The following is a 13215-nucleotide window of genomic DNA, read 5'->3' as shown; positions in this document are numbered from 1 at the left end:
CGCACTATCAACTTCAGGCTAGAACACAAACCGTCCGTCGAAGACTGGTTTGTCATCCAGCGCCAACACCCCGCCAGAAAAGATCAGGTCCAGGTGATGGCTGCCCTTGGCGCCGCCGCCCAATCCGAGATGCAAGCCACAATGCCGCTCTTCAAACCCGGCATTGCGCGCATACAGGTCTTTCACGCCTTCATTGGTGCCAATCCCCAGTTCTTCGATCCGCCGGTTCGACGGATTCGCGTTCAGGTATTTGTTGAAATCATGTTCCAGCCCCGGTACGTCGGTGGCGATGCGGCTGATGGTCGAATTTTCGATCCACAACTCCAGTGGTGACTCCAGCACGCCGTATTTGCGTGCAAACGGAATGGTACTGAGAAAGGTGCCCTTGAATTTAACGTGGCCGTTAATGGCTTCGCTGTGAGTGGCGATTTCGCCGGGGGCGAGGTCGAAGTTGCCGACGCCGTTGATGTCGGTCCACTTCTTGATGCTGCTCATCGGTGTTTCGAACCACGAGCCGTGGTCATCCTTGAAGCTCAGCGTGGTCGCCTGGGACATGCGCTGGATCAGGTGACTATTGAGTCCGGCGATGCGCTGCGGGGCGATGCTGAAAGTGTCGTAGAAATAGTCGCCGTAATCCTTGAACAGCAGCGACTTCTTCCAGTTTTCCGCCATCACCGCTTGCAGTGCACGGACAAACTCCGGGCCGTCGGGGCGTGGGGTGGGCAGGGTGGAAGAGTCGTAGAAGAAAATGTACAGATCGCTGTCGGCAATTGCCGTAGCCAGCGCTGCGGTGCTCTCCAGGTCCAGGCGTCGCGCGCTGAAGCGAAAGCGCGGATGCTCGCCGGCCTGTTCGGCGATGGCGCCGGTCAGGGCTTCGTAGTCGGCAGTGTGGCCGAGCAATACCTTCGCCGAGTCGAGGCCGGCAAGGGCGGGGTGATGTTCGAGGTAGTAAAGGAAATGCGAGATCGCGCGGGACTTATCCATGAATCCTCCCTGACTGACCGTGACGAAAGCGGCAGGCACGACCGGCCGGACCGTGCCTGCCCGGGATGTGTTACAGAGGCCACATCGCCGTGCCGAACGGAACCACCGCGTCGGCTTGCATCATTTCCACGGCGGCCTCATGGGTCGGTGCTTCAAACCATTCGTCCAGTTGCAGTTCGGTATCCAAGTCTTTTTCCAGTGCTTGCATGGTCGATCTCCTAGATGACTTTCACGGTTTATGACTGACCGGTCGAGGTGGCCGGTGAGACGTGAAAAACCTAGTTCAGAGCCTTTTAGAATGCAAAAAAATGTTTATTTAATTTTTAAATAGATTTTTTATTCTGTTTTTGGCCGGCGTTTTTCTTATTTAAAAACATAAAACTAAGCGCCTACTTTCGTTAGTGAGCTAGCTACCGTCAATATGCAGACGGCCTACGGAAAATTCTGAAACGGAAATTTTTCGTTACGCGCTGTCAAGAAAACCTTACGAAAACGCGCCTGAAGCCGAGCCAATCGAGGGCCATCGGGCCGCTGTAAGGAAAAACTGCCGAAGCGCTGCCGGGCAGGGGCTGCGCGTGGCTCTGGCGCGCTTGTTTCAGCGGCGTTTGCGCGGTGATATGCGCCCCATGCCTGTCGTGCAGGCGCATAACAAGAAGGAGGCGCAATGAACGCCGCGACTGATTTCCACTTCTCCCCGTGGGACGGTTTGTTCCTCGTCCACGCCGATGGCCTGCAAAGGCCTGACTCAATTTTTGCAGCCGCCCGAGTGTCTCGAGGCGGATACACGCAATCCCGGCAACCGCCACGCTGATCCAGCGGGTCTGGCAGCAGGGGGTTAGCGGTGTACAATGCGCCGCGTTTTAACTGTGACCCTCTGCGTAATCGCGCCAATCTCAAGGCTATCCGCCTTGTTCACTCCGCCGCGCCACAAGCGTGTCGGGTTCGATTTCGTCACAGATAAAAACAAACAGGTGACGCATGACCGTTGTAAATGAGCTGAACTCCTGGTGCCTGCGCTGGGGTTTGATCGGGGCTGCCTGAAATCGCAACCTTGCAGCAACGTCTACTGAACATCATCAAACCTTGCGTGAGACCTTTTTCATGAGTGGACAACCCTCGCAATCAGGCGAGCTTAAGCGCGGCCTGAAAAATCGCCACATTCAACTGATCGCCCTTGGTGGCGCGATCGGTACCGGCCTGTTCCTGGGATCTGCCGGGGTGCTGAAATCCGCCGGTCCGTCGATGATCCTTGGCTACGCCATCTGCGGCTTCATCGCCTTCATGATCATGCGCCAGTTGGGCGAAATGATCGTCGAAGAGCCGGTGGCCGGCTCCTTCAGCCATTTCGCGCACAAGTACTGGGGCGGTTTCGCCGGTTTCCTGTCGGGCTGGAACTGCTGGATTCTGTACATTCTGGTGGGCATGTCGGAGCTGACCGCGGTCGGCAAGTACATCCATTACTGGGCACCGGACATTCCGACCTGGGCCTCCGCAGCGGCGTTCTTCGTGCTGATCAACGCGATCAACCTGGCCAACGTCAAAGTCTTCGGTGAAGCCGAATTCTGGTTCGCGATCATCAAGGTCGTCGCCATCGTCGGCATGATTGCCCTGGGCAGCTACTTGCTGGTCAGCGGCCACGGCGGCCCGCAAGCGTCGGTCAGCAACCTGTGGTCCCACGGCGGTTTCTTCCCAAACGGAGTGAGCGGTCTGGTGATGGCCATGGCGATCATCATGTTCTCCTTCGGTGGCCTGGAAATGCTCGGTTTCACCGCGGCTGAAGCCGACAAGCCGAAAACCGTAATCCCGAAAGCGATCAATCAGGTGATCTACCGCATCCTGATTTTCTACATTGGCGCGCTGGTAATCCTGCTGTCGCTGACCCCGTGGGACAGCCTGCTGGAAACCCTCAATGCGTCCGGCGACTCCTATAGCGGCAGCCCGTTCGTGCAGGTGTTCTCAATGCTCGGCAGCAACACCGCCGCGCACATCCTCAATTTCGTCGTGTTGACCGCGGCGCTGTCGGTGTACAACAGCGGCACCTACTGCAACAGCCGCATGCTGCTGGGCATGGCCGAGCAGGGTGACGCGCCGAAAGGCCTGGCGAAGATCGACAAGCGCGGCGTGCCGGTGCGGTCGATCCTGGCTTCGGCGGCGGTGACGCTGGTGGCGGTGCTGCTCAACTACCTGATCCCGCAGCATGCACTGGAATTGCTGATGTCGCTGGTGGTTGCAACGCTGGTGATCAACTGGGCGATGATCAGCTATTCGCACTTCAAGTTCCGCCAGCACATGAACAAGACGAAGCAGACGCCGCTGTTCAAGGCGCTGTGGTACCCGTACGGCAACTACATCTGCCTGGCGTTCGTTGCGTTCATCCTCGGCGTAATGTTGCTGATCCCGGGGATTCAGATCTCGGTGTACGCGATTCCGGTGTGGGTCGTGTTCATGTGGGTGTGCTACGTGGTCAAGAACAAACGCAGTGTGCAGCCGGTGGTGGCTGCGACGGCGAAATAACCTCGCAGGCAGAAAGGACAAACCCGGCCAGCGTGCCGGGTTTGTCATTTCTGAGCCTCACACAAATCCACTGTAGGAGTGAGCCTGCTCGCGATAGCGGTGTGTCAGTCAATAAATATGAACCTGATATACCGCTATCGCGAGCAGGCTCACTCCTACAGGGGAACTCCAGCAGGCTTGCAATGGTTTTCGCGTTATCCTGCACCCTCTGAATACGGACGCTTTTTCATGCTGGTGATTTCCAACAATGTGCATCTGCCCGATGCCGAGATCGAACTGACGGCCATCCGCGCCCAGGGCGCTGGCGGGCAGAACGTCAACAAGGTCTCCAGCGCCGTGCACCTGCGCTTCGACATTCCCAACTCCTCGTTGCCGGAGTTCTACAAGGAGCGCCTGCTGGCGCTACGTGACAGTCGCATCACCAGCGACGGCGTGCTGATCATCAAGGCCCAGCAATACCGCACGCAGGAAGCCAATCGTGCCGATGCGCTGGAGCGGTTGGTCGAGTTGATTCAAAGCGCCACCAAAGTGGAAAAGAAGCGCCGCCCGACCAAGCCGACCCTCGGCTCGAAGAAGCGCCGCCTCGAGTCGAAGACCAAGCGCGGCAGTATCAAGGCCGGACGCGGCAAGGTCGACTTCTAATCCTCGCGATACTTCGCCGTGTGCTTGTACAGATACACGCTCAACGCCAGACCGCTCAGGGCCGCAAGAGCGGCAAACAGAAAGATCGAGGCGAAACCGAACCCCCCCGCAATCGCCCCGGCCAACGGCCCGGTGATCCCCAGCGACAAATCAATGAACAGTGAATAGGCACCGACCGCCGCACCGCGGCTGGAAGCAGGCACCAGATTTACCGCTTCAACGCCCAGCGCAGGAAACACCAGCGAGAAACCGAAGCCACTCAGCGCCGCGCCGGCCAAGGCCCAATTAGCGTCCGGTGCAATCCACAGCAGCAACAGGCCCAGGGTTTCCACCGACAGGCAAGCGATCGCCACGCGAAAGCCGCCGAGGCGGTTGATCAGGTTGCCGAACAACAGCCGTGCACCGATGAAGCTGGCGCCGAACAGGCTCAGGCACAGCACCGCGTTGTCCCAATGCTGCGTGGCGTAATACAGGGTGATGAAGGTGGCGATGGTGCCGAAACCGATCGAGCCCAGCGCCAGTCCGCAGCCGTGGGGAAAGACTTTGCCGAGCACATGCATGAAGGGCAGGCGTTCACCGGAGACGATCGGCGCTGCGATCTTCGGCCACGCCAGCGCCAGGCCGAGCAGGGCGAGGAGGATGATGCTCACGCCCATGCTCCACAGGCCCAGCCGGCTGACCAGCCACACGCCAAACGGCGCGCCGATCGCCAGCGCGCCATAACTGGCGATGCCGTTCCAGGAAATCACCTTGGCCGTGTTCGCCGCGCCGACACGGCCGATGCCCCAGCCAATCGAGCCGGAACCGACCAGACTTTCCGCGCTGCCCAGCACCAGCCGGCCGATCAGCAAGCTGATCAGGCTGAGCATCGGCAGACTGTGCGTCCACGCCGAAATCAGCATGAACACACCGCTCAAGCCGCATCCGGCGAGGCCGATCATCACCGCCCGTTTACTGCCCTGATTGTCGATGATCTTGCCGGCATACGGACGGCTGAGCAGGGTGGCGAGGTATTGCACGCTGATCACCAGCCCGGCGATCACTGCGCCAAAGCCCAGGTCGCTGTGCACATAGCCCGGCAACACGGCGAGCGGAATGCCGATGTTCAGGTAACCGATAAAGGTGAAGAGGACGATGGAAACCACTTGCAGCGTAACCGCGAAGGGGCGCTGGGGTTCGGATATAGAGGGCGACATGGGTAACGATCCACGGAGCAGCAGATTAGATAGGCTGCTCATGATACCGGCGTGAAACGATCAGGGGCGGGGAAAAGTAAAACTATTTGCCGGGGCGGCCGTTTCAGGATTTCGCCGGGGCGACCAATTGCGTGGTGACGAGAGCGGCGAGGGCGTTTTCTTCGCTGCCGAAACGTTCGAGCAGGGCGGCCTGTTTCTCAGGGGGAAGGCGATTCCAGATCTCGATCATTTTCTCGGTGGCGCCGATCAGCACGGCAGCTTGGCTTGCAGAAAATTCATCGGTCATGGCGGGCTCGGCTTCAGGCAGTGTGGAAAGCGCATCTTAGCGCTTTCCACACGGTCTGTACGGCGGGGACTTTACTCTTCGCTGTCGGCGTTGCGGCTGTCAGCGGCTTCTTGCGGCTCGGGCTGTTGGGCGCCGGCGTGTTGCGGGGTCGTCTGCTCAGGTACGTGCAGGCTTGGGAAGGGGAGATTAGGAATCTCGTGCATGTTCGCGCTCCTCGCTAAGTCTGTTGATAGATCAGGTGCTCCGCGCTTTTACAAAGCCTGCGCAGGATACAGCAGGAAAAATGACAATCAGACTTTTAATTCAAAATAATGCGACAGATGGCCGCAGGACACAGAGGCCACCGCAAAAAACAAATGTGGGAGCGGGCTTTTGTGGCGAGGGGATTTATCCCCGATGGGCTGCGAAGCGGCCCCAGACCCTGCATTCGCGGAATGTCTGACACTCCGCGAGCAACGGTTTACGACTGCTGCGCAGCCGGTCGGGGATAAATCCCCTCACCACAGGGCCCGCTCCCACAGGGTTGTGTATTGCAGAAACTATTTACAGGCGTCAGCGATGGCGTCGGCCAGTAATGCGAGGCGGGTGGCGTCGATGCCGGCGACGTTTGCCCGGCCCGAGCTGACCATGTAAACGCTGTGCCGCTCACGCAGAGTCTTCACCTGCGCCGGCGACAGACCGGTGTAGGAGAACATTCCGCGCTGCACACCAATGTGCGCAAAGCGTTCACGCAAACCATGCGGTTCCAGCGCTTCGACCAGACCGCTGCGCAATTGCGCGATACGCAAGCGCATGGCTTCCACCTCATCGGCCCAGCGCGCTTTCAGCTCTGGATCGGCAAGGATAGTGGCAACAACAGCCGCGCCGTGATCCGGCGGCGTCGACCACAGGTTGCGGGCGATATTGGCCAGTTGGCTGCGGATGTCGATGAGCTTGTCGGCGCTTTTTGCGCAGACGATCAGCGCACCGGTTCGGTCGCGATAGAGGCCGAAGTTCTTCGAGCAGGAACTGGTGATCAGCACCTCCGGAATTTCGGCGGCAAACAAGCGTGTCGACCACGCGTCCTGCTCCAGGCCATCGCCAAAGCCCTGATAGGCAAAGTCGATCAGCGGCAGCAGATTACGGCTGCGCACCACTTCGAGCACCCGCTTCCAGTCGTCATGGCTCAGGTCAAAACCGGTCGGGTTGTGGCAGCAGGCATGTAGCAGCGCCACGTCACCCTTGGGCACTTCCTTGAGCACGGCGAGCATGGCTTCGACATCGAGGCGGTTGTCGCTGCCCACGTACGGGTAGTGACTGACCTTGACCTCGGCGGCAGCAAAAATGGTTTCGTGGATAGGCCAGGTCGGGTTGCTCAACCACACGCCTTTGCCCGGCAGGCATTGGGCGATGAAATCTGCCGCCAGACGCAACGCACCGGTGCCGCCCGGGGTCTGTGTGACGCCGGCGCGTTGTTCGCTGATCACTGGCGAGTCGGCGCCCAGCACCAGCTCGTTGATGACCTTGCCGAACAATGGGTTGCCGTGGCCACCGATGTAGGTTTTGGTGTCCTGGCTTTCGACCAGCCGCGCTTCGGCGATTTTCACCGCTTCAGGGATCGGCGTCAGGCCCTGGGCATCCTTGTAGACGCCAACGCCGAGGTCGAACTTGCGCGGATTGCTGTCCTGCGCATACGCCTCCATCAAGCCGAGGATCGGGTCGCCGGGCACCCGGGCGATGGCGTCGAAGTGCATTACTTGCGTCCTTCTGCGGTCTTGGCCACTTCGTCAGTGCGCGCGGCCATGATGAAGTCGTTGCGGTGCAGGCCTTTGATCGAATGGCTCCACCAGGTCACGGTGACTTTGCCCCATTCGGTCAGCAGGCCTGGGTGGTGGCCTTCGGCCTCGGAAATCTCGCCGACGGCATTGGTGAAAGCCAGTGCGTGTTTGAAATTCTTGAACAGGAAGACTTTTTCCAGCTGCATGATGCTGTCGCGCACTTCGATGTTCCAGTCAGGGATCTGCTTGATCAGGATCGGCAGTTCTTCGTCGCTGACTTGTGGCGCATCGGCGCGGCAGGCTTCGCAGTGGGCTTGGTTCAAAGTGGACATGGTGTATTCCTGAAATCGAGTGTGTTTTTTTTATTAAAGCGTATATGCCGTCACGCTAAAGCAAAGTGACGGCGACTGACAGACGCAATTGTCAGCAAAAGTCGCGGTTCAGGCGGCTTTGGGTTTTGGCGGAAACTTCGGCGCGTGCAAGCCCAGCTGCATGCCCTGGCGGACCATGGCCATGATGTCTTCATGAGCGACGTCGAACAGGCGCTTGAGGTTCGGCAGGACAAAGTACAGCGGTTGCAGGATGTCGATGCGATAGGGCGTGCGCATGGCTTCCAGCGGATCGAAGGCTTGATGCTCAGGCTCGTCCGACAGGCAATAAACGGTTTCTTTCGGCGAGGACAGAATTCCGCCACCGTAAATGCGCTTGCCTTGCGGGGTGTCGACCAAGCCGAATTCGATGGTCATCCAGTACAGCCGCGCCAGGTACACGCGCTCTTCCTTGGTCGCTTGCAGGCCGAGTTTGCCGTAGGTGTGGGTGAATTCAGCGAACCACGGGTTGGTCAGCAGCGGGCAGTGGCCGAAGATCTCGTGGAAAATATCCGGCTCTTGCAGATAGTCCAGTTCTTCGCGGGTGCGAATGAAAGTCGCCACCGGAAATTGCTTGCTGGCGAGCAGTTCAAAAAAGGTCTGGAAGGGAATCAGCGCCGGCACCCGGGCGACCTGCCAGCCGGTGGTCTCGCCGAGCACTTTATTGATCTCGCCGAGCTGCGGGATGCGGTCGTGGGGCAGACCGAGTTTTTCGATACCGTCCAGGTATTCCTGGCACGCACGGCCCTCGATCACTTTCAACTGGCGAGTGATCAGCGTGTTCCACACCGCGTGTTCTTCGGCGGGGTAGTCGATAAAACCTTGCGCATCGGGCTCGCGGGCCACGTATTGCGTCTGCTTCATGCTGCTCTCCTGCTAGGGGAATTCGTTTTTGTTATGTCCAGCGATGGCTCAAGGATTACCCGAGAGTGGCCGGAGATGCAGCACGTTTAAACGCAGTCATGTAGGAAATTTCGGCTAATTTCGTAAAGTTATCGTTACGCTTTGTCGGCTAATGCGCATTTGCAGTGATTGGCGGGTTTGAAAAGGGCCAGTGCTGTCACATAATCTTGACAACTATCTGCGTGCCTCGACAGAAAGTCGGGCACCAATCCCTTGTAGGAGTGAGCCTGCTCGCGATAGCGGTGGGCCAGCTAAAAATGATGTGACTGATATGCCGCTATCGCGAGCAGGCTCACTCCTACAGGTTCTCCGTCGTTCATTCAGGTGTTTTTATGCGCATCAAAGTCCACTGCCAGAACCGCATCGGCATCCTGCGCGACATCCTCAATTTGCTGGTGGCGTACGGCATCAACGTCGCGCGCGGTGAGGTTGGCGGCGAGCATGGCAACGCGATCTATCTGCATTGCCCGAACCTGATCAACATTCAGTTCCAGGCCTTGCGCCCCAAGTTCGAGGCGATTGCCGGGGTGTTTGGCGTCAAGCGCGTCGGGCTGATGCCCAGCGAGCGTCGGCACATGGAGTTGAACGCGTTGCTTGGGGCGCTGGAGTTTCCGGTGCTGTCGATCGACATGGGCGGCTCGATTGTCGCGGCCAACCGTGCCGCGGCGCAGTTGCTTGGAGTACGCGTCGATGAGGTGCCGGGGATTCCGCTGTCGCGCTACGCCGAGGATTTCGACTTGCCGGAGTTGGTGCGCGCGAACAAGTCGCGGATCAACGGCATGCGAGTCAAGGTCAAGGGCGACGTCTTTCTCGCCGACATCGCGCCGTTGCAATCGGAGCATGACGACAGCGAGGCCATGGCCGGAGCCGTTCTGACACTGCACCGCGCCGACCGCGTCGGCGAGCGCATCTATAACGTGCGCAAGCAGGAACTGCGTGGCTTCGACAGCATCTTTCAGAGTTCCAAAGTCATGGCTGCCGTGGTCCGTGAAGCGCGGCGCATGGCACCGCTGGATGCGCCGTTATTGATTGAAGGCGAAACCGGCACCGGCAAGGAATTGCTGGCGCGCGCCTGTCACCTGGCGAGTCCGCGCGGGCAGTCGCCGTTGATGGCGCTCAACTGTGCAGGGCTGCCGGAATCGATGGCCGAGACCGAATTGTTCGGCTACGGCCCCGGGGCTTTCGAAGGCGCGCGTGCCGAAGGCAAACTTGGCCTGCTGGAATTGACCGCGGGCGGCACGCTGTTTCTCGACGGTGTCGGCGAGATGAGCCCGCGCTTGCAGGTCAAACTGCTGCGCTTTCTGCAGGACGGTTGCTTCCGCCGCGTCGGCAGCGACGAAGAGGTTTATCTGGATGTGCGGGTGATCTGCGCGACCCAGGTGGATTTGTCTGAATTGTGCGCGCGCGGCGAGTTTCGCCAGGACCTGTACCACCGCCTGAACGTCTTGTCGCTGCACATCCCGCCGCTGCGCGAGTGCCTCGACGGATTGACGCCGCTGGTCGAACACTTTCTTGATCAGGCCAGCCGGCAGATCGGTTGTCCGTTGCCGAAACTGGCCCCGGCGGCGATGGATCGCCTTAGCTATTACCACTGGCCGGGCAACGTGCGCCAATTGGAGAACGTGCTGTTTCAAGCGGTGTCGCTGTGCGAGGGCGGTACGGTCAAGGCCGAGCATATTCGTCTGCCGGATTACGGCGTGCGTCAGCCGCTTGGCGATTTTTCGCTGGAGGGTGGCTTGGACGAGATCGTCGGGCGTTTCGAGAAAGCGGTGCTGGAGCGCCTGTATTCCGAGCATCCGAGCAGTCGGCAGTTGGGTAAGCGGCTCGGCGTTTCGCATACCACCATTGCCAACAAGCTGCGTGAGTATGAAGTGGGCAAGAACCCCGAAAGCTAAGCAGAGCTTTTGTGGTGAGGGGATTTATCCCCGATCGGCTGCGCAGCAGTCGCAAAGCCTGCAGATGAGGTTGTCCTGAAGGAAAAACGGGGCGGCTTCGCCACCCATCGGGGATAAATCCCCTCGCCACAAATCTCCGTCACCCGCCAAACCCGGGATTGCCGCGAAGCGGCATGACACCGCCGGTTTTTCGTCTTCGACACATTTCAAATTTCCCCTCTAAGTCCCTCAAGTCCCCTGTTTACCGGGCCTTCGTCCGCCAATAAAAAGTTGGTCTGCAAATTGCTTATGGCTCAGCAGTACAGCAGTGGGCGGCAAACGTCCGGCATGCAGAGGAAAGAGCGTGGACAAGTACCTTTATGTGGCAATGACCGGCGCCAGCCAGAACGCGCTGGCGCAGCGGGCGCATGCCAACAACCTGGCGAACATCTCCACCAACGGTTTTCAGCGCGACCTGGAGCAGGCGCGTTCGATGCCGGTATTTGGTGACAGCTTTCCGGCGCGCGCGTTTGCCATGAGCGAACGGCCGGCCACTGACTTCTCGCCAGGCTCGCTGGTGGAAACCGGTCGCGACCTCGATGTCGCCGTGACCGGCAACGGTTTTATCGCCGTGCAGAACCCCAACGGTGGCGAAAGCTACGTGCGCACCGGCAGTCTCAACATTGATGCCCTTGGCGTCTTGCGCGCCGGCAACGGCATGCCGGTGATCGGCAATGGCGGACCGATTGCCGTGCCGCCGGAGCAGCAGGTCGAAGTCGGCGAAGACGGCACCATCAGCATCCGGGCGATGGGCGAAGGCCCGCGCGTCATGGCCGAAGTCGACCGCATCAAGCTGGTCAACCCGGACATCAAGAACATGAACAAAGGCCTCGACGGTTCGATTTACACCAAGGACGGCCAGCCGGCCCAGGCCGATGCCAACGTCAAACTGGTTTCGGGTTTCCTTGAGTCGAGCAACGTCAATGCCGTGGAAGAAATGACCTCGGTGCTGGCCCTGGCCAAGCAGTTCGAGTTGCACGTCAAGATGATGAACACCGCCAAAGACGACGACCAGGCCATGGCTCGGGTCTTGCAGATCAGCTAATTATCAGAACGTCGCGCCGTAAAACAGGCGCACGAGGAGAATCGAATGCTTCCGGCTCTATGGGTTGCCAAAACCGGTCTGTCCGCCCAGGACACCAACCTGACCACCATTTCCAACAACCTGGCGAACGTCTCGACCACGGGTTTCAAACGTGACCGCGCCGAGTTCCAGGACCTGCTCTATCAGATCAAGCGTCAGCCAGGCGCCCAGTCGACCCAGGACAGCGAATTGCCGTCGGGTCTGCAAGTGGGTACCGGCGTGCGCATTGTCGGCACGCAGAAAAACTTCACTGCCGGCAGCCTGCAAACCACCGAGCAGCCGTTGGACATGGCCATCGACGGTCGCGGTTTCTTCCAGATTCTGCAACCGGACGGCACCACGTCCTACACCCGTGACGGTACTTTCCACCTCGACTCCAATGGTCAGATCGTCAACGCCAGCGGTTTCGCTCTGGAGCCGGCGATTGTTATCCCGAACGACGCGCAGACCTTCACCGTCGGCCGCGACGGCACCGTTTCCGTCACCATCGCCGGCAACCCGGCGTCGCAAGTGATCGGCAACCTGCAAACCGCCGATTTCATCAACCCGGCCGGTCTGCAAGCAGTGGGCAACAACCTGTTCCTCGAAACCGCGGCTTCCGGCGCACCGCAAGTCGGCACGCCTGGCCTGGCCGGTTTCGGTACCACGCTGCAGAACACCCTGGAAACCTCCAACGTCAGCACCGTGGAAGAGATGGTCAACATGATCACCACGCAACGCGCTTACGAGATGAACTCCAAGGTGATCTCCACCGCCGACCAGATGCTCTCGTTCGTAACGCAGAATCTGTAATCAAGTCTTTGGGGCGACCGCAGGGTCGCCGGCAACACCGTGAGGTAGGGTCATGAATCGCTTTGTATCTGTTCTGGCATTGAGTGGGGTCGTCTCGCTCGCGGGCTGCGTCGCTCCGACGCCCAAGCCCAATGACCCTTACTACGCGCCGGTGTTGCCGCGCACGCCGTTGCCGGCGGCGGCCAACAATGGCTCGATCTATCAGGCCGGTTTCGAGCAGAACCTGTACAGCGACCGCAAGGCGTTCCGCGTCGGTGACATCATCACCATCACCCTGAACGAGCGCACCCAGGCGAGCAAGAACGCCAACTCGCAGATGGACAAGAACAGCGATAACTCGGTCGGCCTGACCTCGTTGTTCGGCTCCAGCCTGACCACCAACAACCCGATTGGTGGCGGTGACTTGAGCCTGAACGCCGGCTATAGCGCCGACCGCTCGACCAAGGGCGACGCCAAGTCCGGACAGAGCAACAGCCTGACCGGTTCGATCACCGTGACCGTGGCCGACGTTTTGCCCAACGGCATCATCGCCGTGCGTGGCGAGAAGTGGTTGACGCTCAATACCGGTGACGAACTGGTGCGCATCGCCGGTCTGGTCCGCGCCGATGACATCGCCACCGACAACACCGTGTCGTCGACCCGTGTCGCCGATGCACGCATCACCTACTCGGGCACTGGCGCGTTTGCCGATGCGAGTCAGCCAGGCTGGTTCGACCGTTTCTTCCTCAGCCCGCTGTTCCCTTTCTAGGTGGCTA

At 59.7% G+C, this 13215-nt stretch carries 14 protein-coding genes; 6 read left to right on the top strand and 8 right to left on the bottom strand.

Annotated features, from left to right (window positions below; genetic code table 11):
* Positions 1 to 18 precede the first annotated feature (18 nt).
* Together HU739_RS10145 and HU739_RS10140 are read right to left on the bottom strand one after the other, a co-directional pair.
* Positions 19 to 984: a M29 family metallopeptidase gene (locus tag HU739_RS10145; protein ID WP_186550792.1), complete on the bottom strand. Its 966-nt coding sequence runs from the start codon at positions 982 to 984 to the stop codon at positions 19 to 21.
* 70 nt (positions 985 to 1054) lie between these two features.
* Entirely contained in the window at positions 1055 to 1192 is a 138-nt protein-coding gene (locus HU739_RS10140; RefSeq protein WP_003222780.1) for a hypothetical protein, read from the bottom strand.
* 893 nt (positions 1193 to 2085) lie between these two features.
* Here HU739_RS10140 and HU739_RS10135 point away from each other — a divergent pair.
* Both HU739_RS10135 and arfB read left to right on the top strand, forming a co-directional pair.
* Positions 2086 to 3498 (top strand): amino acid permease, encoded by a 1413-nt coding sequence (locus HU739_RS10135; protein WP_186550790.1) that lies wholly within the window; start codon positions 2086 to 2088, stop codon positions 3496 to 3498.
* 228 nt (positions 3499 to 3726) lie between these two features.
* Positions 3727 to 4140 carry an alternative ribosome rescue aminoacyl-tRNA hydrolase ArfB gene (gene arfB, locus HU739_RS10130; protein ID WP_186550788.1) on the top strand — a complete coding sequence of 138 codons (414 nt, stop codon included), beginning with the start codon at positions 3727 to 3729 and terminating at the stop codon, positions 4138 to 4140.
* On the opposite strand, the gene HU739_RS10125 is transcribed toward arfB, so the two are convergent.
* The 6 genes from HU739_RS10125 to phhA form a co-directional block, all read right to left on the bottom strand.
* On the bottom strand, positions 4137 to 5336 hold the full coding sequence (locus HU739_RS10125) for an MFS transporter (protein WP_186550786.1): 1200 nt from the start codon (positions 5334 to 5336) through the stop codon (positions 4137 to 4139). The genes arfB and HU739_RS10125 overlap by 4 nt on opposite strands.
* Before the next feature lie 103 nt (positions 5337 to 5439).
* Positions 5440 to 5622, bottom strand: coding sequence for a hypothetical protein (locus HU739_RS10120; RefSeq protein ID WP_186550784.1), 183 nt, complete (start codon positions 5620 to 5622; stop codon positions 5440 to 5442).
* A 71-nt stretch (positions 5623 to 5693) separates the two neighbouring features.
* Entirely contained in the window at positions 5694 to 5825 is a 132-nt protein-coding gene (locus HU739_RS26885) for a hypothetical protein (RefSeq protein WP_264082146.1), read from the bottom strand.
* Between the two features lie 336 nt (positions 5826 to 6161).
* Positions 6162 to 7355, bottom strand: a complete 1194-nt coding sequence (locus HU739_RS10115; protein ID WP_186550782.1) for an amino acid aminotransferase — start codon at positions 7353 to 7355, stop codon at positions 6162 to 6164.
* Positions 7355 to 7711, bottom strand: coding sequence for a 4a-hydroxytetrahydrobiopterin dehydratase (locus HU739_RS10110; RefSeq protein WP_003222798.1), 357 nt, complete (start codon positions 7709 to 7711; stop codon positions 7355 to 7357). The genes HU739_RS10115 and HU739_RS10110 overlap by 1 nt, the downstream gene beginning before the upstream one ends.
* 108 nt (positions 7712 to 7819) lie before the next feature.
* Positions 7820 to 8611: a phenylalanine 4-monooxygenase gene (phhA, locus tag HU739_RS10105; RefSeq protein ID WP_186550780.1), complete on the bottom strand. Its 792-nt coding sequence runs from the start codon at positions 8609 to 8611 to the stop codon at positions 7820 to 7822.
* Positions 8612 to 8982: 371 nt separating this feature from the next.
* Here phhA and HU739_RS10100 point away from each other — a divergent pair, with 371 nt between their 5' ends.
* The 4 genes from HU739_RS10100 (at position 8983) to flgH (ending at position 13208) form a co-directional block, all read left to right on the top strand.
* On the top strand, positions 8983 to 10545 hold the full coding sequence (locus HU739_RS10100; protein WP_186550778.1) for a sigma-54-dependent transcriptional regulator: 1563 nt from the start codon (positions 8983 to 8985) through the stop codon (positions 10543 to 10545).
* 343 nt (positions 10546 to 10888) lie between these two features.
* Complete coding sequence (locus HU739_RS10095) at positions 10889 to 11629, top strand: flagellar basal body rod protein FlgF (RefSeq protein WP_186550776.1); 741 nt, start codon at positions 10889 to 10891, stop codon at positions 11627 to 11629.
* 45 nt (positions 11630 to 11674) lie between these two features.
* Complete coding sequence (gene flgG / locus HU739_RS10090) at positions 11675 to 12460, top strand: flagellar basal-body rod protein FlgG (protein ID WP_186550774.1); 786 nt, start codon at positions 11675 to 11677, stop codon at positions 12458 to 12460.
* Between the two features lie 52 nt (positions 12461 to 12512).
* Positions 12513 to 13208, top strand: coding sequence for a flagellar basal body L-ring protein FlgH (flgH, locus tag HU739_RS10085; RefSeq protein ID WP_186550772.1), 696 nt, complete (start codon positions 12513 to 12515; stop codon positions 13206 to 13208).
* Positions 13209 to 13215: the final 7 nt, after the last annotated feature.

The sequence above is a fragment of the Pseudomonas hamedanensis genome (assembly GCF_014268595.2).
Classification (GTDB): domain Bacteria; phylum Pseudomonadota; class Gammaproteobacteria; order Pseudomonadales; family Pseudomonadaceae; genus Aquipseudomonas; species Aquipseudomonas hamedanensis.
Note: the sequence above shows the minus strand (reverse complement) of the source record. Positions and strands in the feature narration are given on the sequence as shown.

Bases quoted from the DNA above. Each gene is read 5' to 3' on its own strand.
- HU739_RS10145 (WP_186550792.1), bottom strand. From the start codon at position 984: ATGGATAAGTCCCGCGCGATCTCGCATTTCCTTTACTACCTCGAACAT.
- HU739_RS10140 (WP_003222780.1), bottom strand. From the start codon at position 1,192: ATGCAAGCACTGGAAAAAGACTTGGATACCGAACTGCAACTGGACGAA.
- HU739_RS10135 (WP_186550790.1), top strand. From the start codon at position 2,086: ATGAGTGGACAACCCTCGCAATCAGGCGAGCTTAAGCGCGGCCTGAAA.
- arfB (WP_186550788.1), top strand. From the start codon at position 3,727: ATGCTGGTGATTTCCAACAATGTGCATCTGCCCGATGCCGAGATCGAA.
- HU739_RS10125 (WP_186550786.1), bottom strand. From the start codon at position 5,336: ATGTCGCCCTCTATATCCGAACCCCAGCGCCCCTTCGCGGTTACGCTG.
- HU739_RS10120 (WP_186550784.1), bottom strand. From the start codon at position 5,622: ATGACCGATGAATTTTCTGCAAGCCAAGCTGCCGTGCTGATCGGCGCC.
- HU739_RS26885 (WP_264082146.1), bottom strand. From the start codon at position 5,825: ATGCACGAGATTCCTAATCTCCCCTTCCCAAGCCTGCACGTACCTGAG.
- HU739_RS10115 (WP_186550782.1), bottom strand. From the start codon at position 7,355: ATGCACTTCGACGCCATCGCCCGGGTGCCCGGCGACCCGATCCTCGGC.
- HU739_RS10110 (WP_003222798.1), bottom strand. From the start codon at position 7,711: ATGTCCACTTTGAACCAAGCCCACTGCGAAGCCTGCCGCGCCGATGCG.
- phhA (WP_186550780.1), bottom strand. From the start codon at position 8,611: ATGAAGCAGACGCAATACGTGGCCCGCGAGCCCGATGCGCAAGGTTTT.
- HU739_RS10100 (WP_186550778.1), top strand. From the start codon at position 8,983: ATGCGCATCAAAGTCCACTGCCAGAACCGCATCGGCATCCTGCGCGAC.
- flgG (WP_186550774.1), top strand. From the start codon at position 11,675: ATGCTTCCGGCTCTATGGGTTGCCAAAACCGGTCTGTCCGCCCAGGAC.
- flgH (WP_186550772.1), top strand. From the start codon at position 12,513: ATGAATCGCTTTGTATCTGTTCTGGCATTGAGTGGGGTCGTCTCGCTC.